Annotated in this window: 24 protein-coding genes and 1 other RNA gene; 7 read left to right on the top strand and 18 right to left on the bottom strand. The window is 70.7% G+C overall.

Annotated elements, in window-relative coordinates; translation table 11 throughout:
• Window positions 1-179 precede the first annotated feature (179 nt).
• Window positions 180-1322: a mannose-1-phosphate guanylyltransferase gene (locus tag ABD169_RS03905; RefSeq protein WP_344029573.1), complete on the top strand. Its 1143-nt coding sequence runs from the start codon at window positions 180-182 to the stop codon at window positions 1320-1322.
• Window positions 1323-1652: 330 nt separating this feature from the next.
• Entirely contained in the window at window positions 1653-2216 is a 564-nt protein-coding gene (locus tag ABD169_RS03900; protein WP_344029570.1) for a pyridoxine/pyridoxamine 5'-phosphate oxidase, read from the top strand.
• 83 nt (window positions 2217-2299) lie between these two features.
• Here the strand turns inward: ABD169_RS03900 and ABD169_RS03895 are convergent, their stop codons facing one another.
• The 3 genes from ABD169_RS03895 to ABD169_RS03885 form a co-directional block, all read right to left on the bottom strand.
• A complete protein-coding gene (locus tag ABD169_RS03895; RefSeq protein WP_046454245.1) occupies window positions 2300-2944 on the bottom strand; it encodes a LysE family transporter in 645 nt (214 codons plus the stop codon).
• A 72-nt stretch (window positions 2945-3016) separates the two neighbouring features.
• The gene (locus ABD169_RS03890) at window positions 3017-4783 is read right to left on the bottom strand and encodes a glycoside hydrolase family 3 protein (RefSeq protein ID WP_344029566.1); all 1767 of its coding nucleotides are present in this window, start codon (window positions 4781-4783) and stop codon (window positions 3017-3019) included.
• A gap of 11 nt (window positions 4784-4794) precedes the next feature.
• Window positions 4795-6105: an MFS transporter gene (locus ABD169_RS03885; RefSeq protein WP_344029564.1), complete on the bottom strand. Its 1311-nt coding sequence runs from the start codon at window positions 6103-6105 to the stop codon at window positions 4795-4797.
• A gap of 202 nt (window positions 6106-6307) precedes the next feature.
• On the opposite strand from ABD169_RS03885, the gene ABD169_RS03880 reads away from it, so the two are divergent.
• Window positions 6308-6922, top strand: coding sequence for a TetR/AcrR family transcriptional regulator (locus ABD169_RS03880; RefSeq protein ID WP_344029561.1), 615 nt, complete (start codon window positions 6308-6310; stop codon window positions 6920-6922).
• 18 nt (window positions 6923-6940) lie between these two features.
• Here ABD169_RS03880 and ABD169_RS03875 read toward each other — a convergent pair whose 3' ends face one another.
• Window positions 6941-7600, bottom strand: coding sequence for a dihydrofolate reductase family protein (locus tag ABD169_RS03875; RefSeq protein WP_344029558.1), 660 nt, complete (start codon window positions 7598-7600; stop codon window positions 6941-6943).
• 92 nt (window positions 7601-7692) lie between these two features.
• On the bottom strand, window positions 7693-8478 hold the full coding sequence (locus ABD169_RS03870) for an SDR family NAD(P)-dependent oxidoreductase (protein WP_344029555.1): 786 nt from the start codon (window positions 8476-8478) through the stop codon (window positions 7693-7695).
• A gap of 110 nt (window positions 8479-8588) precedes the next feature.
• Between ABD169_RS03870 and ABD169_RS03865 the strand changes: the two genes are divergently transcribed.
• The 3 genes from ABD169_RS03865 to ABD169_RS03855 all read left to right on the top strand — a co-directional run bounded on the left by ABD169_RS03865 (window position 8589) and on the right by ABD169_RS03855 (window position 12158).
• Window positions 8589-9209 (top strand): TetR/AcrR family transcriptional regulator, encoded by a 621-nt coding sequence (locus ABD169_RS03865; protein WP_344029552.1) that lies wholly within the window; start codon window positions 8589-8591, stop codon window positions 9207-9209.
• Window positions 9210-9386: 177 nt separating this feature from the next.
• Window positions 9387-11270, top strand: coding sequence for a sigma-70 family RNA polymerase sigma factor (locus tag ABD169_RS03860; protein WP_344029550.1), 1884 nt, complete (start codon window positions 9387-9389; stop codon window positions 11268-11270).
• 240 nt (window positions 11271-11510) lie between these two features.
• Window positions 11511-12158, top strand: a complete 648-nt coding sequence (locus ABD169_RS03855; protein WP_344029548.1) for a DNA-binding response regulator — start codon at window positions 11511-11513, stop codon at window positions 12156-12158.
• 461 nt (window positions 12159-12619) lie between these two features.
• Here the strand turns inward: ABD169_RS03855 and ffs are convergent.
• From ffs to ABD169_RS03825, 6 genes are all read right to left on the bottom strand, one after another.
• Window positions 12620-12716, bottom strand: an RNA gene (gene ffs, locus ABD169_RS03850) — signal recognition particle sRNA small type.
• Window positions 12717-12775: 59 nt separating this feature from the next.
• Entirely contained in the window at window positions 12776-14953 is a 2178-nt protein-coding gene (locus tag ABD169_RS03845) for an ABC transporter ATP-binding protein (RefSeq protein ID WP_425560943.1), read from the bottom strand.
• Window positions 14953-16638: an ABC transporter ATP-binding protein gene (locus tag ABD169_RS03840; RefSeq protein ID WP_425560960.1), complete on the bottom strand. Its 1686-nt coding sequence runs from the start codon at window positions 16636-16638 to the stop codon at window positions 14953-14955. The genes ABD169_RS03845 and ABD169_RS03840 overlap by 1 nt, the downstream gene beginning before the upstream one ends.
• Before the next feature lie 261 nt (window positions 16639-16899).
• A complete protein-coding gene (gene rplL, locus ABD169_RS03835; protein WP_046454235.1) occupies window positions 16900-17280 on the bottom strand; it encodes a 50S ribosomal protein L7/L12 in 381 nt (126 codons plus the stop codon).
• A gap of 77 nt (window positions 17281-17357) precedes the next feature.
• A complete protein-coding gene (gene rplJ / locus ABD169_RS03830; RefSeq protein WP_046454234.1) occupies window positions 17358-17867 on the bottom strand; it encodes a 50S ribosomal protein L10 in 510 nt (169 codons plus the stop codon).
• A gap of 263 nt (window positions 17868-18130) precedes the next feature.
• Window positions 18131-18874 carry a response regulator transcription factor gene (locus tag ABD169_RS03825; RefSeq protein WP_344029537.1) on the bottom strand — a complete coding sequence of 248 codons (744 nt, stop codon included), beginning with the start codon at window positions 18872-18874 and terminating at the stop codon, window positions 18131-18133.
• Window positions 18875-18983: 109 nt separating this feature from the next.
• On the opposite strand from ABD169_RS03825, the gene ABD169_RS03820 reads away from it, so the two are divergent.
• Entirely contained in the window at window positions 18984-19571 is a 588-nt protein-coding gene (locus ABD169_RS03820; protein ID WP_344029535.1) for a YqaJ viral recombinase family protein, read from the top strand.
• Window positions 19572-20379: 808 nt separating this feature from the next.
• Here the strand turns inward: ABD169_RS03820 and ABD169_RS03815 are convergent.
• From ABD169_RS03815 to ABD169_RS03785, 7 genes are read right to left on the bottom strand one after another with little or no spacing between them, the layout of a single operon-like run.
• On the bottom strand, window positions 20380-21057 hold the full coding sequence (locus tag ABD169_RS03815; protein WP_344029532.1) for a PH domain-containing protein: 678 nt from the start codon (window positions 21055-21057) through the stop codon (window positions 20380-20382).
• Window positions 21054-22760 (bottom strand): SPFH domain-containing protein, encoded by a 1707-nt coding sequence (locus ABD169_RS03810; protein WP_344029529.1) that lies wholly within the window; start codon window positions 22758-22760, stop codon window positions 21054-21056. Before ABD169_RS03810 ends, ABD169_RS03815 begins: the two co-directional genes overlap by 4 nt.
• 39 nt (window positions 22761-22799) lie before the next feature.
• Window positions 22800-23375, bottom strand: a complete 576-nt coding sequence (locus ABD169_RS03805; RefSeq protein ID WP_344029526.1) for a hypothetical protein — start codon at window positions 23373-23375, stop codon at window positions 22800-22802.
• Window positions 23376-23416: 41 nt separating this feature from the next.
• On the bottom strand, window positions 23417-24181 hold the full coding sequence (locus ABD169_RS03800; protein ID WP_344029523.1) for an ABC transporter ATP-binding protein: 765 nt from the start codon (window positions 24179-24181) through the stop codon (window positions 23417-23419).
• Window positions 24178-24999: an ABC transporter ATP-binding protein gene (locus ABD169_RS03795; protein ID WP_344029520.1), complete on the bottom strand. Its 822-nt coding sequence runs from the start codon at window positions 24997-24999 to the stop codon at window positions 24178-24180. The genes ABD169_RS03800 and ABD169_RS03795 overlap by 4 nt, the downstream gene beginning before the upstream one ends.
• A complete protein-coding gene (locus ABD169_RS03790; protein ID WP_344029517.1) occupies window positions 24996-25856 on the bottom strand; it encodes an ABC transporter permease in 861 nt (286 codons plus the stop codon). Before ABD169_RS03790 ends, ABD169_RS03795 begins: the two co-directional genes overlap by 4 nt.
• A complete protein-coding gene (locus ABD169_RS03785) occupies window positions 25853-26818 on the bottom strand; it encodes an ABC transporter permease (RefSeq protein WP_344029515.1) in 966 nt (321 codons plus the stop codon). The genes ABD169_RS03790 and ABD169_RS03785 overlap by 4 nt, the downstream gene beginning before the upstream one ends.
• Window positions 26819-26860: the final 42 nt, after the last annotated feature.

Genomic DNA, 26860 nt, shown 5'->3' with positions numbered 1-26860 from the left:
GGCCGTAGGCGATCGCCTACGGCAACATCACACGGGTTCACGGCAGCGCGGACGGGCGAATGGCCACGAGCGTGCTGCACTGCTGAGAATCCGCCGCGAAACCATTATGGCACCATTCGATAGCGGATCCTGACGCGCCATCCACGGTGCGTCGAGGCGCGGGTCGTTAGTCTTGAGGCATGACCGATCCCTCCCCCGTCGATGCGCGCACCGTCCCCGCGATCGAGCGCCTCACCTGCGTGATCCCCGCCGGCGGCGTCGGCTCCCGCCTCTGGCCGCTCTCGCGCGCCAACGCGCCGAAGTTCCTGCTCGACCTCACGGGAAGCGGCGACTCGCTGCTGCGGGCCACCTGGGACCGCCTCACCCCCATCGCTCCGGCCGATCGCATCATGGTCGTCACCGGCAGCGCGCACCGCGAATCGGTCGAGGCGCAGCTGCCCGAGCTGCTCGTCGAGAACCTCGTGACCGAGAGCGAGCCGAAGGATTCCTCAGCCGCGATCGGCCTCGCCGCCGCGATCCTCGAGCTGCGCGATCCCGACGCGATCCTCGGATCCTTCGCCGCCGACCACGTGATCCGCGGCAACGTGCTCTTCGAGCGCGCCATCCGCACCGCCGTGCAGGCGGCCGACCAGGGGCACATCGCCACCATCGGCATCCACCCCTCGCACCCGGCGACCGGCTTCGGCTACATCGAGAGCGGCGCCGCCCGCGGCGACCTCGCCCCCTTCGACGTCTACGACGTCACCTCCTTCGTCGAGAAGCCCGACGAGCAGACGGCGCGCGACTACGTCGAGCACGGCGGCTTCCTCTGGAACGCCGGCATGTTCATCGCCCGGGCGACGGTCCTGCTCGATCAGATGGCGCTCGCCGAGCCCGACCTCGTGCGCTCGCTGCGCGAGATCGCGGCCGCGTGGGGCACCGATCAGGCGGCCAGCGTGCGCGAGCGCCTGTGGCACGGCCTGCCCAAGATCGCGATCGACTACACCGTCGCGGAGCCCGCTGCGGCGGCGGGCAAGATGGTCTGCGTCGCGGCGCACTTCGAGTGGGACGACGTCGGGGACTTCGCGTCGGTCGCGAACCTGCTGACCCGCGGCCGCGGCAGCGACCTCGCCGTGCTCGGCGACGGCGCGCAGGTGCTGTCCGATGCGTCGAGCGGCATCGTCGTCTCCGAGAGCGACCGCCTGGTGGCCCTCGTCGGCGTCGAGGACGTCGTCGTCGTCGACACGGCCGATGTGCTGCTCGTCACGTCGAAGGCGCACGCGCAGGACGTCAAGAACCTCGTGACCCGCATGCGCGTCACGGGCGGCGGCCACCTGCTCTGAGCCCTCGGGCCGGCGACGGGGCTCCGGGCGGGCCGGGTCCGGATTCCACTCCCGGCTCGATCCCGACCCGGTCACGGGCCCCGCTCCCGATCCTGCTCCCCACGAGTGGATGCCTTCCCGATGAGTGGACGGCGAGCCGACCGCCGCTTTGGCGTCCGATGGTCGGGACGGCGTCCAGCCGTCGGCTTCGCGTCCGAACGTCGAGACAGCGTCCGACCGTCGGCTTCGCATCCGATCGTCAGGACGGCGTCCATCGGTCGGCGCCACGCCCGTTCACCGAGCGGTACCCGCCCGCCGGACCAGTCGGCGACCCGGCGTAGCATGGGCCGCATGAGCGATCTCGAGCCCGTCCTCCGCACGCTTCCCGCTTTCCCAGACGAGCTGCCGACGCTCGATCCGGCGCAGCTGCCCGACGACCCCGAGGAGCTGTTCCGCGACTGGCTGGGAGCCGCGATCGATAGCGGCGAGCGGCAGCCGCACGCGATGACATTCATCACGGTCCGCACCGACGGGGTTCCGGTGGGACGAACGCTCATCGTCAAGGACATCGACGAAGCCGGGTTCCACTTCTCGACGCACCGCAGCTCGCGCAAGGGCGCTGAGCTCGACGCGCATCCGCAGGCGTCCATGCTGTTCTTCTGGCGCGCGTCCGGCCGCCAGGTCCGCGTCACGGGTACGGTCGTCGCGCTCGACGAGACGATCTCGCAGCGCGACTGGGCCGACCGCCCGAGCTACACGGGCTCCCCCAATCCCGATTGGCAGCGCTACGCGCTCGTGCCGAGCGAGTACGAGTTCATGCAGGCGCAGCACGATCGCAAGCACCCGCGCATCGAATACCGGCGCGACGGCGCGAACGCGTGGTCGCACGGCCGGGTCGCGACTCCCGCCGGCTGAGCCGATCGCTCCCGGCCACCGGGCCGGATCCCCCGCTCCTCGGCCCGCTCAGCGTGTCGATCCGACCGGCGCGATCGGCCCGTTCAGTGCACGAACAGCAGCAGCGCGGCGACCCCGATGAACAGGCCGCCGAACACCGAGTTGAGGGCGCGCTGCCCCCGCGGATTGCGCACGACCTTCGCGAAGGGGCGCGCGGCCGTCGCGAAGACGCCCCACATCACCACGACGTCGACGCCGATCACCGTCACGGCCAGCAGCAGGTACTGCGGCAGCTGCGGGAGGTCGAGCCGGATGAACTGCGGGATGAACGCCAGGAAGAAGACGATCGCCTTGGGATTCAGCAGGTTCACCCAGAACCCGCGCCGCACGATCGACCACGCCGACTCGCCGCGGGTGATCGTCGCCCCGGCGGTCGCGTCCTCGTCCTCGTCGTCCGCGACGGTCGGCTTCGCGAGGATCAGCCGGATCCCGAGGAACACGAGGTAGGCCGCGCCCGCGTAGCGGATCGCCGAGAAGATCAGCGGCGAGCGCGAGACGAGCAGGCCGACGCCCGCCGCGACGATGATCACGTGCACGACGAGCGCGAGCTGCTGACCGAGCACGCCCCAGCCCGAGCGGCGCCATCCCACGAGCATCGAGTTCGACATCGTGTTGATGGCGCCGGCTCCGGGCGTGAGGCTGATCACGACGGTGGCGGTCAACAGGGAGAGCCAGGTCGCGAGGGTCACCAGGCGAGTGTACGGGATCCGCGCCCGCTGCCTCGCCCGGGCCCCCGCGTTCCCCGTGCTCCGCCCACGGCCTCAGTACCGCAGGCCGTGCCCGAACCGGAAGGTCGGGTTCTCGGTGTCGAACGCGACGTCGGAGCGGCTCGCGATGACCGCGGCGTCGGAGCGCGGCAGGTCGAAGGGCAGGGCGCCCTGCGGGCCGCGGTCGCCGAACAGCACCGCGAGCACGGCCTCGTCGCGGGCGCCGTAGTCGACGAGCACGGCGCGCGCCGACTCCTCGAGGCCGCCGAGCACGGCGGGGCGGTCGAGGTAGACGTCGAGCACGGTCGGCACGGTCTCGGCGATCGCGGTGAGACGGGCATGCTCCTCCGCGGGGAACTCGAGGGATCCCGAATGGAACAGGGCCGAGAACCCGCCGCGGTCGCGCTCCTCGTAGGGGGCCTTCACGCGCAGGACCGCGACGCCCGCCTCCTCGGGCGTCTCGACGGCGGTCGCCCAGGCGGCGAGCGCCTCGGGCGCGACGCCCTCAGCGTAGACGCGGATCCCGCGCTGCAGCGGGAGGATCCCGTCGGTGTTGGTCAGCAGGGTGAGCGAGTCGCTCTGGGTCGCGAGCCCCTCCTCGACGAAGTCGGCCCGGCCGACGATCGCCTCGGCGTGATCCTCGTCGACGAAGGGCGAGTCGAAGAGGCCCATGCGGAACTTCTCGCGCAGCAGGCGGCGCACGGAGGCGTCGATGCGCTCCTCGGCGACGCGGCCCTCGCGCACGAGATCGATCAGCACCTCGGTGCAGAGCTCGCCACCGAACTGGTCGACGCCCGCGTCGATCGCCTTCAGCATGCGTTCGGGGCGCGACAGATGCTCGATACCCCAGGCCCGTGCCGGCATGTCCGCGCCGAAGATCTGCACGTCGGTCAGCAGGCCCCAGTCGGTGCAGACGATCCCTTCGAAGCCGAGGCGGTCGCGCAGCAGGTCGGTGAGCACCCCCGTATTGAACCCGAAGCCGACCTCCTCCCAGTCGGTGCCGACGGGCATGCCGTAGTAGGGCATCATCTGCGTCGCGCCGGCGTCGATCGCCGCGATGAACGGCTGCAGGTGGTACTCCTGCGCCCCGCCCGGGTACACCTGCTCGCGGCCCCACGAGAAGTGCGGATCCTCGCCGTCGAGCTGCGGGCCGCCGCCCGGGAAGTGCTTCACCATCGCCGCAACCGACTCCGTGCCGAGCTCCTCGCCCTGCAGTCCGCGGATGTAGCCGACGACGAGGCGGGAGGTGAGATCCGCGTCCTCGCCGAAGGTGCCGCTGATGCGCGACCAGCGCGGCTCGGTGGCCAGGTCGATCTGCGGGTGCAGTGCGACGCGCAGGCCGACCGCGAGGTATTCCTGCCGTGCGATGTCGGCGAAGCGCTCGAGGCGGTCCGGCGATCCGAGCGCGGCGAAGCCGAGGGTCTCGGGCCACTGCGAGAACGGGCCGGCCATCATCGAGGTCAGCGGGTTGTCGCTGAACGCGTGCCGCGGATCGGTCGAGAAGGTGATCGGGATCCCGAGCCCGGTGTCGAGCGCCACGCGCTGCAGCGCGTTGTGCCAGGCCGCGAACTCGCGTCCGTCGGGTGCGGCGCCGAGCAGGTTGAAGTGGGTCATGCGGCGCTTGCGCACCATCGACTCCGCCGAGGGGATCCCGAAGGCCGAGTTGCCCTCGCCGGGGTCGCCGTAGCCGACCATCGTGTGGAAGAGCATGCCGGCCTTGTCGGCGAGCTCCATGCGCGCGAGCAGATCCTCGACCCGCTGCTCCACGGGCAGCGAGGCGTCCTGGTAGGGGAACCGGGTCTCGTTCTCGGGTGTCGTCATTCTGCTGCTCCTTACTTGCTGGACTTGATGAACCAGACGCAGATCGCGCCGAGTACCGAAAGGATGATTCCGATCGGGAAGAGGCCGCCGTAGCCGAGCGCGAGCACGATCGCTCCGGCGACGCCGGGGGCGATGGTCTGCGGCAGCGTGGCGGCGATGTTGATGACGCCGAGGTCCTTCGCGAACGACTTCGCCGACGGCAGCACCTGGCTGATCAGCGCGGTGTCGACCGCTTGGAACATGCCGAATCCGAAACCCATCACGAAGGTCATGATGAGCCACGACGGATAGCTCGGCCAGATCCAGGGCAGTGCGAGCGCGGCGGCCATGAGGATGGACGAGCCGAAGACGAAGGGCTTGCGGCGCCCGACCCGGTCTGACAGCGGGCCCGAGATCACGGTCGCGATGATGGTGCCGACGAGCCCCAGCACGGCGAGCAGCGGGATCACGGAGAACGGATCCTTCACCCCCAGGTGGTGCTTCAGGATGAGCACTTGGAAGCCGGTGACCATGAAGTAGCCCGTGTAGAGCAGCAATCGGCCGGTGAAGGCCCAGAAGAAGTCGGGGTGCTTGACCGGGTTGACCCAGAAGGTGCGCAGGAACTCGCCGAAGTCGAACGGCTCGGAGACGTAGTTGGTGCTCGGCCGGTCGGGGTTCGCGAGCACGAAGCCGAGCAGCACGAGGGCCGCGAAGACGGCGAGCACGATGTAGGCGAGCGTGATCGAGCCGACGAGCTGCGACCCGATGCTCTGCCCGCCGAGGGCGCCCAGCATGAGGCCGATGCCCGAGAGCGAGGCGAAGGTGCCGCGGCGCGCGATGGGCACGCGATCGGGCAGGATCGCCGAGAGCGGCCCCTGCGCGAAGTTGTAGCAGATCTGCACGAGGCACCAGGCGACGATCACGCCGACGAGGGAGTTCATGAGGCCCAGCGCGATGAGCGCCGCGCCGCCGCCCACCGCACCCGCGATGATCCACGGTGCGCGCCGGCCCCACTTGGAGCGGGTGCGGTCCGAGATCTGACCCGCCGCGGGCTGCGCGATCAGGGCGAACGCCGATCCGATCGCCGCGACGATCGCGATGTTCGCGACCTGCTCCTGCTCGTCGGGGAACAGGCGCATCATCTGCGCCTGCAGCAGCACGCCGGGCACGGCGCCCCAGATGACGAAGATGGCGAAGTTCGCCGGAATGATCCAGGCGAGGAGCCGACGGACCCCCTTGAGCGGGGCCGGTGGATCGTCCTCGCCCGAGGCGGTCGCGACGAACGTGGTGGCGGTGGTCGGGGTGCGCACCTCTTCGGGTGCGCCGGGTGGCTGAGACGTCATTGTCTGTCCTTCGGGTAGCTGGTTCGCGAGGTTTCGGGACCCCGGGATCCGGATCGGATCGCCGCTCCGGCTCGCGAACACTCGCACGCTAGCACAAAAACCTGCACAGGTGTAGGTTTTGAGAACGCGGCCGCACGGGCCCGCGCAGGCGCATCGGCCCCCTAGGCTCGAAGCGCCACCACCCCACCGCGACGGAGGTTCGATGACGACCGAACGGGGCTACGCGACCGGTCGCGCACGACGCGACCGGATCATCGCCGCGGCGACCGAGCTGTTCGGCCGCGTCGGCTACAACAGCGCCACGATGCTCGAGATCGCGCAGGCCTGCGAGCTCACCCGCGCGGGCCTCTCGCACCACTTCCCCACCAAGGAATCCCTGATGGAGGCCGTGCTCGAGACGCGCGACCGCGAGGATCGGGAGCGATTCCGCCGCAACGGCTCCCCCCGCGCCGACGGGCTCGGCGTGCTGCGCGGCATGGTCGACCTCGCACGGCGCAACGCCGAAGTCCCCGGCATCATCGCCCTCTACGCAGTGCTCTCGGCGGAGGCCGCGGCCCCCGACCACCCGGCTCACGACTACTTCGTGCGGCGCTACGAGCGGATCCGCACCGAGACCGCCCGCGCCCTCCGCGGCACCCGGGCGGCCGGCCTGCTCGGCGATCGAGTCGATCCCGATGCAGCTGCGGCGGAGCTCACCGCGCTCATGGACGGCCTCCAGCTGCAGTGGCTGCTCGACCCGAGCTCGGTGGACATGGCGGGAATCATGCGGCAGCGCATCGAGGAGCTGCTCACGGCACCGCTCGACGCGGTCCCGTGAGCGCCGACCGCGGCGCGCTCAGTCCCGCGTGAACACGATGTGGGTGACCCCGCTCGGCGTCGTCTCCGATTCGATCCGGTACCCCTGCTCCAGACCTTCGAGCCCATCCCACAGCCGCTCGCCACGTCCCAGCAGGATCGGCACCTGCGCCACGTGGAGCAGATCGACGAGGCCCGCAGCGAGGAAGGAACGGGTCGACGACGGGCCGCCGCCGAGGCGGACGTCGAGTCCGCCCGCGAGGTCCCGCGCCTCCGCGAGCACCTCCTCGGGGGATCCGCTGCGGAAGTGGAAGGTGGTCTCCCCCACTTCGAGCGACGGCAGCTCGCGATGCGTCATCACGATCACCGGGGTGTGGAAGGGCGGCTCATCGCCCCACCAGCCGCGCCACTCGGGATCGTCCTGCCAGCCGGGCGGGCCGAACTTGTTCGCGCCCATGATCTCGGCGCCGATCCCGTCCCAGGCCCGCCGCGCGTACGCGTCGTCGGGCTCGGTGGCCGGATCGACCGCCTGTCGCTCGCGCGTCCCCGTCAGCCCCTGGAAGGTCGCCGTCGGGAAGAACCACTCCATCAGGCGCGTGCCCGCGTGCCCGAACGGGGACTCGAGGCGCTGATCCGCCCCGGTGCCGAAGCCGTCGAGCGAGATCGCGAGGTTGTGGGCTCGCAGTCGTCCTCCGCTCATCGCGGGTCCTCCGTCTCTGAGGCTCCGGGCACCGGGATCGGCGACGCCTGCGGGCCGGAAGCTGAGGCCACCCTACTCCCGGCCCCGGGGAATCAGAAGTGGGTTCCGCCGTCGATCCGCACCTCCGTGCCGGTGATGAACCTACCGTCGTCGCTCGCGAGCATCGCCACGACGCCGGCCACGGTCTCGGGTCCGGCGAAGCCCTGGCCGAGCGCCGGCTGCAGCTTCATGAAGAGCATCATGTCCGCGTCCTCCGGGAGGCCCGGACCCTGGCTCTGCTTGCTCGCGCCCGAGCCGTCGGTCATGCCCGACGAGATGGATCCGGGCTGCACGGCGGTGAAGCGGATCCCCTGCTTCGCGTACTCGGCGGCGAGCGCGTGAGTCATCGACTGCACGCCGCCCTTGCTCGCGGCGTAGGCCGCCATGTAGGGGTGCGCGAACATCGCCGACGTCGAGCTGAAGTTCACGACCGCGGAGCCGTTGCCCTCGAGGAGCGCGGGGATCGCCTCGCGGATCATGAGGAAGGTGCCGACGAGGTTGACCCGGATGACCTGCTCGAACGATTCGAGGGAGGTCTCGTGGGTGTGCGAGGAGCGCAGGATGCCCGCCGCGTTGACGAGGACGTCGAGACCGCCCAGGTGCTCGACCGCGGTGGCGACCCCGGCCCGGACCGAGGCCTCATCGGCGATGTTGACGATGACGGTGTGCAGCCGCCCGGCGGCCTCCCCCGCCTTCGCGACCGTGTCGGCGAGGCCCGCCTCGCTGACATCCGCCGCGACGACCGTGCCGCCCTCGGCGAGCATGCGCAGCACGGTGGCCTGCCCGATCCCTGATCCACCGCCGGTGACGAGTGCGCGGCGACCTTCGTAACGGTTCATGATTCGACCTTTCAAGCGTTCAGATTCAGTGCATGTCATGCCAGCTTGGCACGTCGTGCCATCATTGACAACATGCGCGGGCCCGTCGGAATTCCCGTACGCTTCGAACCGTGGAATCCGCACTGTCACTCACCGATCGCCGCAAGGCGGACACCCGCCTCGCGATCGCCCGAGCGGCCGCTTCGCGCTTCGCCGAGCACGGCGCGAACCGGGTCACCGCGGAGAGCATCGCGGACGCCGCGGGCGTCTCGCTGCGCACCTTCTACCGCTACTTCCCCACGAAGGAGGACGCGGTCGCGCCCCTGCTCGGCATCGGGGCCGCCTCCTGGCAGGACGCGCTCGCGGCGTCCCGGCCCGGCGATCCGCGCGAGGCGATCCCCGCGATCATCGACCGCCTGCTGGTCCCCGCCGACACCGCGGAGCGGGAGGGCCTGCGCTGGACCCGCGGCCTGCTGCGCGCCATGGCCGAGGATCCGGCGCTGCGCGCCGTCTGGCACCGGGTCAACCACGATTCGGAGACGCGCCTGCGCACCATCGTGGCCGAGCTCGAGGGCCCCGACTCCGACCCGTTCCAGGTACGACTGCTCGCGGCCGCGGCCACGGACGCGATCCGGCTCGGGCTCGAGCACTGGGCCGCGGGAGACCGGGATCCCGACGGCGCGGCGGGCGAACCCGCGCGGCTCGCCCGGCGCGCGTTCGCCGAACTGTCGCACGGGGTGTCCATGTCCTGATCGGACGGGCTCCGACGGCCCGACGGGGCTCCGAGCCTTCGGAGCCCGCGGTCCGGAAGATTTTTTCCGAATCTCGCGACACTTTTCCTCGATCCCGTACTCTCCTGAGAGAAACGACCGTTTTCGAACAGCGCCGCGACCCATCCGGGCCGGCGCGACGCGGGTCCGGGGGGACTGATGGAACGCATCGATGACGCTGCACCGGGGACGCTGAACGCACCGGAGACGCCGAGCGACGCCGAACTGCTGCTGCGGTTGCGGGGCGGCGACGCGCGGGCCTACGAGGCGCTCTGGTCGCGCCACATCGGCGCCGCGCTCCGGCTGGCCCGCCGCATCGACCGCGACCGCGCGGAGGACCTCGTCTCGGAGTCGTTCCTCGCGGTCTACCGGCAGGTCACCACCACGGACGCCGGGCCCACCGAGGCGTTCCGCGCCTACCTGTTCACCGTGATCCGGAACACCGCCGCGCGCTGGGGGCGCGAGATGGAACGCTTCCCGGTGCTCCCCGATGCGGAACCCGCCCACGCGGACGACGGCCTGAGCATCGTCTCGAGGGAGGCCGACGCGGCGGAGGTCCTGGCCGCGTTCCGCGCGCTCCCCGAACGGTGGCAGCGGGTGCTCTGGCTGTCGGAGGTCGATGAGGTGCCGCGTCCCCGGATCGCGGCCGAGCTGCGCATCCGCCCGAACGCGGTGTCCTCCCTGCACCGCCGCGCCCGCGCCGGGCTGCTGAACCACTGGCTCATCCGGCAGGTCCCCGATGCCCTCCGCGCCGATACCGCGCACCGTGCGGAGCTGCTGCCCGGATACGTCATCGGGAACCTCGCGGCAGCGGAGCGCGTCGCCGCCGAGGCCCACATCGCCGTCTGCGCCGTCTGCGCCGAACTACTGGGGGATCTCCGGAGCTCGGCATCGACGCTCCAGCGTGCGACGCTCTCCACAGCCGGCTTCGCGGCGCTGGGCTCGACGCTGCCCGCGGCCTCTCCCCTGGTGGCGCCGGCCGCCGCGGGCGGGGCCGCGCTGCTGCTCGGCGTCGCGTCCCAGCTCGGCCCCGCGGGCACCACCATGCTCGGCGGGCTCGGCATCGCGGCCTGCGGGACCGCCATCGCCGTCGCTCTGGTGACGGGTTCCGTGCTGGGCGGCGGCGCCTCGGATGCTGGCGGTCGCGGTTCGGCGCCCGGGACCTCATCGACTGAACGGACCTCGGCGACGGAGGTCTCCGAAGCGCGGGATCCGGCGCCTCCCCGCATCGCCGTCCAGGACGGCACGGAGGACTCCGACACGGAGCAGTTCCCCCGACCCGGGACCCCGACACCGCCGTCCGAGATTCGCACGGGTCGGCACAACACCGACAGTTCGATCCCCGAGCTCCCCCTCGTCGACGGTTGGCCGCAACCGGAGGAACCGGAGCCGCAGCGTCCGCGTCCGGACACCGGCCCGGGACCACAGACGGAGACGCCGGCGCTTGCGCCGGGGCTCCGGACTCCCGCGGATTCCACGGGATACTTCGCGCCCGTCATCGCGGGACGCACCTCTCCGGGCGCCCAGATCGCGGTCTCGATCGCCGGGAAGCAGTACTCGACGCCCGTGGATCCGTCCGGCGGCTGGTCCTTCGACCTGCGCGCCTTCAGCGCGACCGCGGGCTCCACCGAATACTCGGTCTGGGCGTACGCGGGAGATCAGCGTTCCGCCTCCGTCGTCGGCCGCTACACGCTGCTCCCGGTCGCGGTCCGCGGATTCGAGGGGACTCCGGCCATGGACATCTCGGAGGCGAAGACGACCGGGCTCGTGCTCCAGTTCCAGGGCGCGCCGAGCGGCACCGTCTGCCTGCAGTCGATGGCCGGGCAGGTGGCGTCGGTCCCGCTGGACACGACCGGATCCGCCGTCCGACGGCTCCGCATGCAGTCCGGCGGCTTCTACATGTTCACGTTCCGAGCCTGCGACGGAGCGTTCCGCGGAAGCCCGGTCGAGACGTACGCGACCGTCGACGACCCCGACGCGCCGATCTTCGGCCCGTGGGGCCCGGACCCCGAGGAGCAGACCTTCGAGCTCTCCGAGCTCTGATCCCGTCCCGCGCGGGCCGCGGAGCCCGGGTGGTGGGGCGTGACGCGGGACGCGGGACGCGGGACGCGGGGAGCCGCGACACTTTTCGCCCAGGTTCGACTCTCCCTCGGTGAGGGATGTTTCGCAGGGCCGCCACCTGGCGCACCGCGGGCCCTTCCGCCGCCGTGCATGATCGGCGGCGTCATCGGAGGGGGATTCCGGATGCTACCCAGGGGAACTGAGCAGGCGAGACGCGTCGCCGTGGTGGAGCCGCACGTGCTGCAACGGTATCGAGCGGCGGAGCTGCTGGGGACGCTGCCCGCGGTGCGATCGGTCGGCTCGTTCGCCTCGGTCGCCGAACTCGTCGCGCAGATGCGCGGCGCGGAGCGTTCGGCCTGGCCCCACCTGCTGGTCGTCGACCCCGCAGCGGGTTCGGGTGCGGAATACGATCTGGCCGCGATCGCGGCGTTCCGCGCCGCGGGGATGCGGGTGGTGATCCTCTCGGCGCTCGAATCCCGGCACCTGATCAGGCGGATCACGAGCGCCGGCGTCGACGGCATCGTCTCGAAGCAGGACCCGGAATCGGAGCTCCTCCGCGCGGTCGTCCGGGTGCTCGCCGGGTCCGCGGCGATCACCGCGCGGGCGCAGGCCGTCATTGACGCGGATCCGGCGCCGAAGCTCTCCGGCCAGGAGGCGCGGCTGCTCGAGCTCTACGCAGCGGGTCGACCGCTGGCCTCGGTCGCGGATCGCCTCGGCGTGCGCGAGGACACCGCGCGCAAGTACCTGAAGCGGATCAAACTGAAGTACGACGCCCAGGGCCGGCCCGCCCGCTCGAAACTCGAACTCGCCTGGCGCGCCCGGGAGGACGGGTTCCTGGATCCCGCCGCGTTCGGATCCGTCGCGTTCTGAGCGTTCGTACGCTGAGCGTTCGCGCGCTGGACGGTGCGCGCTGGACGGTGCGCGCTGGACGGTTCGCTCTGGACGGTTCGCTCTGGACGGTGCGCGCTGGACGGTTCGGCGGGCCAACGGTCGGACGCCGAGCCGACGACTGGACGCTCACCTGACGCCTGGACGCGCAACCGACGACTGGACGTCGAATCGGCGACCGGACGTCGAATCGGCGACTGGACGCCGAAGCGGCGACCGGACGTCGAATCGGCGACCGACTCGCCGTCCACTGGTCGCTCAGGCGTCCAACGGTGGGGTGCGCGCCGCACGCGCGCGCCAGCACCTGGTCGAGAATTCGGCCTGACCGGTCCGAACGACCTGAACGGTCCGAACGACCTGAACGGTCCGAACGACCTGAACGGTCCGAACGACCTGAACGGCACGGGCGAGCTGAACGGCGCGGGCGAGCTGAGTGCCGGGACGCAAAAGACCCCCCACGCACCCGGTAGAGCCCGACTACCCTTGCTCCGTTTCCGTCCTGGGGGAGTTCGTCGAGATACCGCCACGTGGGGGGCCTTGAAGAGTCTACCGGATTCCGGGGCGACCGAGTACCAGTCTCGGTCGCCCCGGGGCCCGGTCTAGGCGCGCGGGGTCTCCCCCGCGTCGTCGGCCGATGCGTTGCTCGCGGCGCCGGCAACGGGAGCCGCAGCCTCGTCCGAGGTCGAGGCGGTGCCGGCATCGGAGGCGGCGACCGCCGACAGGTCGACGGCCCCGGTCTCGACGGCGGCCTTCGTCTCGGCCTGCTCTTCTGCATCTTCGCCGGCGAACTGCGACTGGTACAGCGCGTAGTACGCCCCGCGCTGCGCGAGCAGTTCGGTGTGGGAGCCCTGCTCGACGATGCGGCCGTGCTCCATCATGAGGATGGTGTCGGCGTCGCGGATCGTCGAGAGGCGGTGAGCGATGACGAACGAGGTGCGGTCGGCCCGCAGCGCCCGCATCGCCTGCTGCACCAGCACCTCGGTGCGGGTGTCGACGGAGGACGTCGCCTCGTCGAGGATCAGCAGCGACGGGTTCGCGATGAACGCGCGCGCGATGGTGAGCAGCTGGCGCTCGCCCGCCGACAGCGAGGTCGCGTTCTCCTCGAGCACCGTGTCGTACCCCTCGGGCAGCTGACGCACGAAACGGTCGACCATGGTCGCCTTGGCGGCCTCGATCACTTCGTCGTCGGTCGCGTCGAGGCGGCCGTAGCGGATGTTCTCGCGGATGGTTCCACCGAACAGCCAGGCGTCCTGCAGCACCATGCCGATGTGGCTGCGCAGCTCGGCGCGCGACAGCTGGGTCACGTCGACGCCGTCGAGCAGGATGCGCCCGCTGTTCAGCTCGTAGAACCGCATCACCAGGTTGACGAGCGTGGTCTTGCCCGCACCGGTGGGTCCGACGATCGCGACGGTGTGCCCCGGCCGCGCCTCGAACGAGAGGTCCTCGATGAGGCTCGACTCGGGATCGTAGCTGAACGACACCCGCTCGAACTCGACGTGTCCGTCGGTGCGCGCGGGCAGGTGCTCGTTCGCGGTCTCGGGCTCCTGCTCGTCGGCGTCCAGCAGCTCGAAGGTGCGCTCGGCCGACGCGACGCCGGACTGCAGCATGTTGGCCATGCCCGCCATCTCGCCGATGGGCTGCGAGAACTCCCGCGAGTACTGGATGAACGCGGTCACGTCGCCCAGCGACATCTGGCCGGCGGTCACGCGGAGCGCGCCGACGACCGCGATGAGCACGTAGCTGAGGTACGACACGAACTGCATGGCGGGCATGATCGTGCCCGACACGAACTGCGCGCCGAAGGCCGCCTTGAACAGCGACTGGTTGCGCGAGTCGAACTCTTCGATCATGACCTGGTCGCGATTGAAGATGCGGATCAGCTCGTGGCCGGTGAACGATTCCTCGATGTGGCCGTTGAGCGCGCCGGTGTGCTTCCACTGCGCCGCGAACAGCTTCTGCGACCGGGTGCCGACGACGCCGGCGATGATCGCGGAGAGCGGCAGCGCGATGAGCGCGAGCAGCGCGAGCTGCCACGACACCGCGAACATCATGATCGCGATGCCGATGACCGTCAGCGCGGACTGCACGAGCTGCGAGAAGGCCTGCTGCAGCGCCTGCTGGATGTTGTCGACGTCGTTGGTCACGCGGGAGAGCACGTCGCCGCGCTGGCCGGTGTCGAAGTAGCTGAGCGGCAGGCGGTTCAGCTTGTGCTCGATGTCTTGACGCAGTTTGAACACGACGCGCATGACGAGCTTGTTCAGGATGTAGCCCTGGAGCCACATGAGCAGCGACGCCACCAGGTAGAGCCCCAGCACCAGGAGGATCAGGTTGCCGAGCTTCTCGAAGTCAATGCCCTGGCCAGGCACCACGTCGGTGCCCGACAGCATGTCGGCGAGCTGGGTGTTCCCCGAGGCCTTGGCGCCTTCGATCACCTGTTCGAGGCTCGCCCCCTTCGGCAGCTGCGCGCCGATGATGCCGTTGAAGATGACGTCCATCGCCTTGCCGAGCACCTTGGGCGCGATCACGGTCAGGACGACCGAGCCGATCACCAGGAGCACGACGAGGGAGAACTTCCCCTTCTCGGGGGCGAGCAGCCCGAAGAGCCGCTTCGCCGACGGCCAGAAGTGCTTCGCCTTCTTGGCCGGCGCCCCGCCGAACATGTCGCCGTCCATCTCGCCGGGAGTGAACTCCTCGGCGACCTCGGCTTCGATCACCGCTGCGGCCGAGGGCTCGGCGTTGCGATCCTTGCGCGCTCCGCGCGCCTTGCGTTCCGCCATCAGACGGCCTCCGCCTCTTCGAGCTGGGATCGGACGATCTCCTGGTACACCGAGTTGTCGGCGAGGAGCTCGCTGTGCGTGCCGCGACCGACGATCTCGCCGTCCTCGACGACGAGGATCTGATCGGCCTCGGTGATGGTCGAGACGCGCTGCGCCACGATGATGGTCGTGGCGCCCTCGATCGCCTCGGGCAGCGCCGCGCGCAGGCGCGCGTCGGTGGCCACGTCGAGCGCCGAGAACGAGTCGTCGAACAGGTAGATCTGCGGCTTGGCGACGAGGGCGCGGGCGATCGAGAGCCGCTGGCGCTGACCGCCGGAGACGCTCGTGCCGCCCTGAGCCATCGGCTCGTCGAGCTGCTTCTCCTTCTCGCGGACGAAGTCATCGCCCTGGGCGACGCGCAGCGCCTCCCAGAGTTCGGCGTCCGTCGCATCGTCCTTACCGAAACGCAGGTTCGATCCGATGGTGCCCGAGAACAGGTAGGGCCGCTGGGGCACCAGGCTGACCGCGCGGGCGAGCTGCCCGCGGGTCAGCGCCGAGACCGGCTGCCCGTCGATGGTGATGCTGCCGGACTGCGGGTCGAACAGCCGCAGCATCAGGTTGAGCAGCGTGGTCTTGCCCGAACCGGTCGATCCGATGATGGCCGTGGTCTTGCCGGGCTCGGCGACGAAGCTGACGTTCTTGATGACCGGCACCTCGGCGCCGGGGAACCCGAAGGTCACGCCGTCGAACGCGATCCGACCGACCGTCGGCGTCGGCACCTGCTCGGTCGCCGGGAACTCCAGTTCGGAGCGGGTATCGAGCAGTTCGCGGATGCGCTCGGCGCAGACGACCGCGCGCGGGATCATCATCGTCATGAAGACGCCCATCATCACCGCGACGAGGATCTGGATGAGGTACTGCATGAACGCGGTGAGCGATCCGACCTCCATCGATCCCTCGTCGACGCGGTGGCCGCCGAACCAGAGCACCGCACCCGTGGCGAGGTGCAGGATCATCATGATCACGGGGAACATGAGCACGAACACGTTGCCCACCTGCACCGAGATGCGGGTGATGTTGCGGTTCGCGACCTCGTAGCGATCGGACTCGAAGTTCTCACGCACGAACGCGCGGACCACGCGGATGCCCATGATCTGCTCGCGCAGCACGCCGTTGATGTCGTCGACGCGGGCCTGCATGTTGCGGAACAGCGGGAGCAGCAGCCACACGAGGAAGCCCACGATCACGGCGAGCGCCGAGACCGAGACCCACACCAGCCAGGACATGCCCGCGTCCTCGCGCAGCGCCATGATGATGCCGCCGATGCACATGATCGGCGTGGTCACCATGAAGTTCAGGGTCATGAGGATGAGCATCTGCACCTGCTGCACGTCGTTCGTGCCGCGGGTGATGAGGGTGCCGGCGCCGAAGCGGGTGGCCTCGAGCGTGGAGAGCGAGTCGACCTTGCGGTAGACGCTGCGGCGCAGGTCGCGGCCCGCGGCCATGGAGACCCGGGCGCCGAAGTAGACGCCGCCGATCGCCGTGATGACCTGCATGAGGCAGACCGCGAGCATGGTGCCGCCGGTCGTCCAGATGTAGCCGATGTCGCCCTTGGCGATACCGGTGTCGATGATCTGCGCGTTGAGGCTGGGCAGCCAGAGCGCCGCGATCGTCGAGAGGAGTTGGAGGATGAGCACGGCGAGCATGGCGGGCCAGTACGGCTTCGCGTGCTGCCAGGAGAGTCGGAGCAGAGCCACGGGATTCCTTCTTTCGGGGGGGTCGCGCGTCGCGGCGAGATCGGGGTGCGATCAGACCGGGCCCACGACGACCAGCGTGCCACAGTAGCAAGATCCTGAACAGGATGCCAGGGGCTACCGACATTTCGGTAGGGACACAAAAAAGCAGGGGCGGACCCACCCGAAGGTGGCCCCCGCCCCTGCTGAATAGCGCGTTAGCGCGAAAAGACCTTAGACGAGCTTGACGCCCGCGCCGGCCTCCTCGAGCTTCGCCTTCGCCTCTTCGGCAGCATCCTTCTTCGCGCCCTCGAGCACGTTCTTGGGAGCCTCCTCGACGAGAGCCTTCGCCTCGCCCAGGCCCAGGCCGGTCAGCTCGCGCACGACCTTGATGACCTGGATCTTCTTGTCGCCAGCCGACTCGAGGACGACGTCGAACTCGTCCTTCTCCTCGACGGCCTCAGCAGCGCCGGCAGCCGGAGCAGCGGCAACGGCGACCGGAGCGGCAGCCGACACGTCGAAGGTCTCCTCGAAGGCCTTCACGAAGTCCGAGAGCTCGATGAGGGTGAGGCCCTTGAACTGCTCGAGCAGCTCTTCAGTCGAAAGCTTAGCCATGGTGTTTCTCCTTGATGTTTGCCCTCAGCGAGTGAGAGCGGGTCTGTGGTTTGTCGCGAATCGGCGTGAGCCGATCCTTATGCGTCCTGCTTCTCCTGCAGCGCACCGAAGCCGCGAGCGGCCTTGGCGGGCAGAGCGTTGAACAGCTGTGCCGCACCGACCAGCGAGGCCTGCATGACGCCTGCGGCCTTGGCCAGCAGCACCTCACGGCTCTCGAGATCGGCGAGCTTGCCTACCTCAGCGGCGGTCAGAGGCTTGCCATCGAAGTAGCCAGCCTTCACCACCAGAAGAGGGTGTGCCTTGGCGAAGTCACGCAGTGCCTTTGCGACCGCGACGGTGTCACCGTGCACGAAGGCGAGAGCCGAAGGACCGGCCAGCTCGTCGTCGAATGCGGTGACCCCGGCAGCGTTGGCCGCAATCTTGGTCAGCGTGTTCTTCGCCACAGCGTACGTCGCGTGCTCACGGATGCTGTTGCGCAGCTCGCGCAGCTCAGCAACCGTCAGACCGCGGTACTCGGTCAGCAGGACGGCGGACGACTCTTCAAACTTCTGCTGAAGATCGGCGACCGTTGCTTCCTTCGTAGCCATGGCGCTCCCTAATAATGTCTTCTCCGAGAACGGATGCTCTCAGAGGCCGGACCGCCGAAAAACGAGAAAAGCTCCGGCGCGCACGCACGGAGCTTCAGAATCCTGGAAACCAAGAAGTGGAGATTCGTACCTGCGCGGGTCTTCGCTCTCGCGATCGTTCCGGGATCCTTGCGGACCCTACCTGCGGTCTTTGGCCGAAGAGAACTCTATCCCATCGGGGCAGGATCGCGCAACACGCGCATTCCCGCCCCGATGGGAGCCGATCAGCTCACCGGCTTGAGGATGTAGCCCGCGCCACGGATCGTGTGGATCATGGGATCGCGTCCCTCGTCGATCTTCTTGCGCAGATACGAGATGTAGAGCTCGACGACCGTGGCCTTGCCCGTGAAGTCGTAGCTCCACACGCGGTCGAGGATCTGCGCCTTGGAGAGCACCCGCTTGGGGTTGCGCATGAGGTAGCGCAGCAGCTCGAACTCGGTGCTCGTCAGCTCGATCAGGTCGCCCGCGCGCTCCACCTCGTAGCTCTCCTCGTTGAGCGACAGGTCGCCGACGCGGATCACCGGGTCGGCGCTGTAGCTCTTCGAGTTCTGCGACCGGCGCACCAGGCCGCGCAGCCGGGCGATCAGTTCCTCGATGCTGAACGGCTTCACGACGTAGTCGTCACCGCCCGCGGTGAGCCCGTTCACCCGGTCGTCGACCGAGTCGAGCGCGGTGAGGAACAGCACGGGCACCATGTGCCCGGCCGCGCGCAGACGCGAGAGCACCTGCAATCCGTCCACGTCCGGCATCATGATGTCCAGCACCGCGACGTCCGGATCGAACGACGCGATCGTATCGACCACGCCGCCGCCCGAGCCGAGGGTCTCGACCTCCCAGCCCTCGTACCGCAGCGCCATCGCGACGAGCTGCGTGATCGACTCCTCGTCATCGACGACGAGCGCCCGCAGCTTGCGCCCCGAAGCCTCCGCGATGTCGGTCCCGTTCGTCTCCGCTGCCCCTGTGCTCATGTCTGGCATTGTTTCCGCCGCCGCTGGACGTGCGCTGTGCGCGAGCCGGTGCTCCCCTCGCACCGAGTGTCTGAATCGCCGCGCGGCTTTCCATGGGAGAATTCGGGCGATGTCTGTTTCGAGCCCCGAGTACCACCAGCGGATCGTGACCGACGGCAACGATCGCATGGCGTGGATGCGGGCGCGGGCCCGCGGGATCACCGCGACCGACGTCGCCAAGCTCTCGACCCCGCGCTCGATCGAGTCCGCCGCCCGCGAGAAGCTGCACGGCAGTCGTTTCACGGGAAACGCGTACACGGAGCACGGCAAGGCGCGCGAGCCCGAGATCGCGGCGTGGGTGCTGCGCGAATACGGGATCGCCCCGAGCCAGGCCCTGTTCCACGCCTGCGGCGACATCCGGCACCTCGCGACGCCCGACGGTCTCGTGCAGCGGGAGGCCGGGCCGCTCGAGCTGGCCGAGATCAAGACCACCAACAAGGAGTGGCGCTCGATCCCCCGCAACTACCTGCGGCAGATCTGGTGGCAGCAGTACGTGCTCGGCGCCGAACGCACGCTGATGGTGTGGGAACGGCACGAGAACTTCGTGCCGGTCGGCGAACCCGAGGTGCGCTGGGTGGATCGCGACGAGAGCGAGATCGAGCGCCTCGTGAAGCTCGCGGGACACCTCATCGACGTGCTCATCGCCCGCACCAGCTGAGCCGCCGAGCATCTGCCCGGCGCGGGAGTGCTGGGGCGCGGTTCCGCAGGGTTGCGGGGTGCTGGTTCGCGAGCACCCGCGCTCCTCGGTTCCCCGTTTTCCGTGGGGTTCCTTGGTTCCCTGGTTCCCCGGTTCCCCGGTTCCCACCAGTGGACGCTTTCCCGACAAGCGGACGGCGAGTCGGACGCTGGTTCGACGTCCAATCGCCGATTCGACGTCCATTGGTCGGCACAGCACCCGATGGCCGGTTCGACGTCCAAACGTCGGCTCCGCGTCCAAACGTCGCACCAGCGTCCAGCCGACGGGACAGCTTCCAGTCGTCGCATCGACGCCAGGTCGTAGACCGCGCCTCCGGACATCACCCGCCAGCCGCCGGTCGCGAATCGCGGGATCACGTTTCGCGGGCCCACCAGCGGACGCCATCCCGACAAGTGGACGGCGAGCCGGTCGCCGGTTCCACGTCCAATCGTCAGCTCGGCGTCCATTCGTCGTTTCAACGCCCAATGGTCGAGTCAACGTCCACTCATCGAGGAGGCGTCCAATCGGCAGCGCAACGTCCACCCGTCGACGAGGCGTCCAATCGGCGGCGCGGCATCTGACGGGCGACACGGCATCCGGCCGGCGACGCGGCGTCGAATCATCGGCTCCCGCCCGGGACCGTCGATCATCGAGCGCACGGCAGTGGGCGCCGCCCCGCAGCCGGTTCCCCACCGGGCCCACGCCGGATCGAGTCCGCGCCGGACCGAACCCACGCCGGGTCCATCCTCCAAAGCCGGGCCCGGAACCGGAACCAAGCCCAAGCCCCGGATCAGGGGCCGGGGAGGATCCGCGTGGCCGTCGGGTCGAAGGGCGGGGCCGGGCGCTGAGGCGGCTGCGCCGTATCGAACCAGCCGAACGGGGCCTGCCCGGTCTCGCCACCGGCACCGGCGCCACCGGCACCGCCAGCGCCAGCGCCACCAGAACCGCCGCCGAGCCCGGCACGGTAGTTCTCCTCGATGAGCTCCTGCAGCGCATCGACCGCGCGCTCGACCGCGGGCAGATCGTGCAGGCGGGTCGGCGGCTCGGCCCCGACGAACAGTTCGATGTCGCCCGAACCGATCATGCGCTGGCCGATGCCGCGGCGGCTGCGCACCTCGCGGATACGGCTGAGGGGGATCTCGCTGCGCCGACGGATGAGCACGCCCCGGTGCATGATCACGCGCCGCGTGGTCACGGTGATGCGGTCGGCGAGCCAGCCCACGATGGGCCCGAGTCCGAGCAGCAGCGCGATGAGCGCGGCGCCCGCGGCGACGGCCAGGTTCATCCAGGCTTCGGGGAGCGCCCCCGCCCAGAAACCCGCCGCCGCGGCGACCGCGCAGAGCACGATCACGGGCAGCACGAGCCGTCGTCCGTGCCGGTGGCTGCGGAACACGACGGACTCGGGACGCAGCTGAGCGGCGGGCGCCGCAGCGCCCACCGCTCGATGCTCCGGGAAGAACTCGCTCATGCCTGCGAGTCTGCCCCGTTCGCCTGAGTACCGGGCTGCGCCGCGCCAGACTCGCCGGCGAGTCGCTCACCGGTCTGAGCGGCCCAGTTCTGCGCGGAGTCGATCGAGGCGTGCGCGGTCTGCTCGGCGGCGGAGCCGAGGTGCTCGGTCACTCCGGCGACGCGCGCGTCACGACCCGCCGCGGACGCCGCGGATCCCGCTTCGCCAGCCGCGGACGCCGCGGACCCCGAGGACTCCGCGGGCGCCTCGACCGAGCGTGCGTGCGCGGCACGGCGCGGCTGCGCGGCCGATTCGTCGCGCGAGGCGCGGCCTGCGGCGGCACCGGCAGCGGCACCGCCGGCGACGCCGTTCAGCATCGCGGCGAGGTCGATGCCGACCGTGTCCTTGGCCATCTCGAGCAGGCCCTTGATGTTGCCCATCGCCTCGCCGGCCACCTTCGAGGTGCCGTCGGCCGAGACCACGGTCATGTGGTCGATCGCGCCGATGGCACGCGAGTACTCCGCCGCGATCTCGGGCAGCAGGTGGATGAGCTCCTGCGCGAGCACGGCCTGCGACTGGGTCTCGAGCGCGCGGGCCCGAGCGTCGATCGCGGTCGCCTCGGCGGTGCCCTTCGCTTCGAGCGCTGCGGCCTCGGCGCGGCCCTCGGCCTCGAGCGCCTCGGAGGCGGCGATACGAGCGGCGCGGCTCGCGAGACCCTCGCGCTCCACCGCCTTCGCACGGCCCTCTGCAGCCGAGACGGCTGCGGCGGCCTCCGCCTTGGCGAGCGCCTCGACGCGATACGCCTCGGCCTCGGCGACGGCGCGCACGTCGGCGTTCAGCTTCTCGGTGCGGAGCGCGACCTCCTTCTGCGCGGTGATCTGCTGCTGCTCGACGATCGCCTGCTGCTGGATCGCCTGCTCGAGGGGGTCGGCGGCCTGCGCCTGCGCGTTGGCCTTGTCGGTCTCGGCCTGGATCTCGGCCTGGCGCAGCTTCAGCTCGCGGTTGCGGTCGAGCAGCACCTTCTCGGCCGAGATCTTCGCCTCCTGCGAGGCCTGGTAGGCGTTGGTCTCTGCGATGTCGGCCGCCTGGCGCACCTTTGCGGCCTCGGGTCGGCCGATGTTGGCGATGTAGTCGGCGCCGTCGCGGATCTCCTGGATCTGGAGTGTATCGACCACGAGGCCCTGCTTGGTCAGCGCCTCTTCGGCGGCCTCGAGCACGCTCTGGGCGACGACCGCGCGGTCGCGGATGATCTGCAGCACGGTGAGGCCGCCGATGATCGAACGGAGGGAGCCGGAGAGCACCTCCTGCGTCGACTCGTCGATCTCGTCGGAGTTCGAGAGGAATCGCTGGGCGGCCGCGCGGATCATCTCCTGCGTGCCGCCGACCTTGACCACCGCGACGGCCTGCGCCTGCATGGTGATGCCGTCGGTGGTCTGCGCCTCCGTGGTGATCGAGAGCCGGCGCGAGCGGAGCGAGATCGTGAAGGACTTCTGCACGAAGGGCACGACGAAGACGCCGCCGCCGGTCACGACCTTCTGGCCCGAGAGGTCCCGGCCCTTGTTGCCCAGAGCGTCGACGACCTCCTTGCCCTTGCCCCCCGTCACGATGATGGCCTCGTCGGGCTTGGCGATGCGGTAGCGCTTGATGATGACGAGCGCGATCAGCACGAGCGCGATGACCGCGCCGAACACACCGATGATGGCTGGGCTTGCGAGGAATGACATGTCGTCTCCGGTTGTATTCGGGGGCGGTCGGTGGGGGGATTACGTGGTGGGCGGGACCGTGTGGTCCGCGGCGGGGATCGGCTCGACCCGCACCGAGGTCGCGGTGAGGGTCTGCACGATGCGCACCCGCGTGCCGCGGGGCAGCGGTTCGCTCGCGTCGGCGGTCGCTGCGAGCGAGACCCGCTCGCCGTGCCGCACGAGGGCGACCTCGCCGAGACCGCCCACGGGGATCTGCAGCACGACGCCGGCCTCGGAGCCCACGAGCTCCTCGCCGCTCACCGCGGTCGAGGATTCTGCGCCGCGGATCAGCCGGGTCAGCCACCAGGCGAGGGCGCCGCCGAGCAGGCCGGCGAGCGCGCCGATGACCGCCGCCACCGGCGTCGAGAGCCCCGCGCCGACGCACGCGAAGGAGGCGAAGCCGAAGATCGAGGTGAACGCCGCGATGGTGGTGAGGCTCAGGGGGCCGTCGCCGAAGTCGAACGCGTCGAAGATGCCGTCGAGCACGAGCGAGATGACGAGCAGGATCGCGCCGAGGATGCCGATGAGCAGGAAGATGCCGCCAGCCATGATGGAACCGTCGAGCAGCCGATCGAACCACTGGATGATGCCGTCCATGCTGCCTCCTTCGGTCGCGAACCGGCCGGTAGTACGGGAGTCTACCGATGCTCGGGAAGCCGCGGTACCGCGGCGAGGAGCTCGCGGGAGTAGGGCTCGCGCGGCGCGCGGAAGAAGTCGGCTCCCCCGAGTTCGACGAGCCGGCCGTCGCGCAGCACCGCGACCCGGTCGCAGAGCCGGTGCACCGCGGCGAGGTCGTGCGAGATGAACAGCAGGGCGAGCCCGAGCTCGCGGCGCAGGCGGTCGAGCAGCGCGAGCACTTCGACCTGCACCGCCACGTCGAGGGCGCTCGTCGGCTCGTCGGCGACGAGCACGCGCGGATCGAGCGCGAGCGCCCGGGCGATGGCGACCCGCTGCCGTTGCCCGCCCGACAGCTCGTGCGGGAACGCGTCGAGCAGCGCGGAGTCGAGCCGGACCTGCGCGAGCAGTTCCGCGGCACGCGCTCGGACGCCCGCGCGCGGCACGATCCGGTGCGCGCGCAGCAGCTCGCCGAGCGTCGCCGAGACCGTCATGCGCGGATCGAGCGACGAGCCGGGATCCTGCGGGATCAGCTGGATCGCGCGCAGCTGCTCGCGGGTGCGCCGCGCGGGCAGCTGCGCGCCGTCGAGCAGGATCTCTCCGCCGTCGAGCGGCAGCTGCCCCGCGATCGCGCGGGCCAGGGTCGTCTTGCCCGATCCCGATTCGCCGACGAGGCCGAGCGCCGTGCCTGGCGGGACGTCGAAGCCGACCCCGTCGACCGCGAGCCCGCGACCGTAGGAGATACGCGCGTCGACCACGCGGAGCCCCGCTCCGGCCGCCGCGCTCACGGGGCGTCCCCGTCCGGTTCGAGGCGGGGCAGCCGCGGGGCGGCCGCGAGCAGCGCCCGCGTGGCCGGATGGCGCGGATCCCGCTGGAGCTGCTCGATCGTGCCCGTCTCGACCACGCGACCGCGATCCATGACCGCGATCCGCTCGCAGAGCGCCGCCACGACGGCGAGGTCGTGGCTCACGAACAGCAGGGTGAGGCCGCGCTCGCGGCGCAGCTCGTCGAGCTCGGCGAGCACCCGCCGCTGCACGGTCACGTCGAGCGCCGTGGTCGGCTCGTCGCACAGCAGCGCGTCGGGGTCGCCCGCGAGCGCCAGCGCGATGACGACGCGCTGGCGCTGGCCGCCCGACAGCTCGTGCGGGTACGCGCGGAACGCGCGCTCGGGATCCGGCAGGTGCACGCGGTCCAGCAGCGCGAGCGCCCGCGCGCGCAGTGCGCCGCGCCCCGCGCGGATCCGCTGCTCGGCGTCGCGCGCCCGCAGCGCCTCGACCAGGTGGGTGCCGACCCGGGTCAGCGGATCGAGCGCCGTCTGGGGGTCCTGGAACACCATCCCCGCGCGGCCGCCGACCTCCGCCGAGCCCGCCGAGACGCGCGTGCCCCCGGGCAGCAGTCCGAGCACCGCGCGCAGGGTCAGGCTCTTGCCGGAGCCGGAGGCGCCGACGATGCCGAGGGCCTCGCCCGGTGCCACCGCGAGATCCACCCCGTCGACGAGCGCGCGCGGGTCCCGCTCGTCGGTCTCGACGACGAGCCCGCTGATCGCGACCGCTCCGGTCGGCAGGGATCCCGCCGGCTGCGATCCGGCACGCGTCGCGGCGCTCATCGCTTCACCCGCCAGGCGTCGCCGAGCCCGTCGGCGATGAGGGAGAGCGCGACGCCCGTGAGCACCACGGCGAGCCCCGGGCCCACCCCGAGCCACCAGTTGGTCGTGATGAACGGCTGCGCCTCGGCGAGCATGGCCCCCCAGTCGGGCGTCGGCGGACGCACCCCGAGCCCCAGGTAGCCGAGCGTGACGATCGCGACCATGATCAGCACGATCTCGGTCATGAGCAGCACGATCGCCTGCGGCAGCGCGTTCGGCAGCAGGTGGCGCAGGATCACGCGGGCGTGCGACAGCCCGCCCCCGCGCGCGGCGCGCACCCAGCCCGCGTCGCGCATCGAAGCGGCGAGCGCGCGGATCACGCGCGCGTAGCCGGTCCAGCCGACCAGCGCGAAGGCGACGACGATCCCGAACTCGCCCGCGCCGAGCGCGAAGACCAGGGCGATCACGATGATGTAGAACGGGAACGCGATGACGGTGTCGACGAGGCGCGAGAGGGTCCAGTCGACCGCGCCGCCGAAGTATCCCGAGAGCAGCCCGACGGCGACGCCGATGACGAAGGGGGCGAGTGCCGCGGTCACCGCGATCCGCAGATCGGTCTGCGCCGCGTGCAGGATCCGCGAGAGCACGTCGCGGCCGAGCTCGTCCGTGCCGAGCCAGTGCGCTGGCGACGGCGGCAGCAGGCCCGCGGTGAGATCCTGCGCGGTCGGTGAGTACGGCGCGATCACGGGAGCCAGGATCGCGACGAGCACGAGGAGCAGCGCGAGTCCGGTCCCGATCGCGAGGGTGCGGGATCGGCGGGCTCGGCTCCAGAAGGTGCTGCGCGCGGCGGTGCGCGGCGCCGGTGCGGTCGCGGTCATCGGGCGCTCCCCCGTCGCAGGCGCGGATCGAGGATCCCCAGCAGCGCGTCGGCCGCGATGCCGACGAGCACCACGAGCACGGCGCAGGTGAGCGCGATGCCCTGCACCACCGGGAAGTCGCGGCTGCCGATCGAGGTGAACAGCAGCATGCCGATCCCGTTGATCGCGAACACCTTCTCGATCACGAGCGTGCCGCCGATGAGGGTCGCCGCGTTCACGCTGAGCAGGGCGAGCGTCGGCAGCGCCCCGCCGCGCAGGATGTGCCGGGTCCAGATGCGGAGCTCGGGGATGCGCGCGGCGCGCAGCGTCGTCACGAAGTCGGCCGTGACCACCTCGAGTAGCTGCGCGCGCAGCGAGCGGATGAGGGGCGGCACGAGGCTCAGCGACACCGCGAGCGCCGGCAGGATCAGGCTGCGGAGCGGCTCGCCCGCGCCGGTGCCGACGCCGCCCACGGGGAACCAGCCCAGGTGCACGGCGAACACGATGATGAGTAACAGGCCGATCCAGAACATCGGCATGCCGAGCCCGATGGCCGGGATCACGCGCACCGCGTGATCGATCGTCCCGTTCGGCCGCCGCGCCGCGGCGAGCGCGAGCGGCACCGTGATGAGCACGGCGAAGAGCAGGGCGAGGGCGACGATGCCGAGGCTGGTGGGCGCGCGCTCGAGGATCAGGTCGCGCGTCGACGAGCCCGAGACGAGCGAGGGGCCCGTGTCGCCCTGCGTGAGGAGTCGTCCGAGGAAATCGCCGAACTGCTGCCAGAGCGGGAGGTCGAGGCCGAGCTGCTCGTGCAGCGCGGCGACCGCCTGTGGCGTGGCCCGCTCGCCCAGGATCATCTGGGCGGGATCGCCGGGCACGAGCCGCAGCAGGAAGAACACGCCGACGACGACCCCGAGCATCACCGGGAGCACCGTGCCCAGCGTGCGCAGGGTCGCGAGGCCGATCCTGCGCACGCTGCTCATGCGTCCTATTCCATCATCTCCGCGTTCGGCCGCGGGCCGCCG

Origin of the sequence: Leucobacter iarius, from assembly GCF_039530105.1 — a bacterium.
Classification (GTDB): Bacteria; Actinomycetota; Actinomycetes; order Actinomycetales; family Microbacteriaceae; genus Leucobacter; species Leucobacter iarius.
Note: the sequence above shows the minus strand (reverse complement) of the source record. Positions and strands in the feature narration are given on the sequence as shown.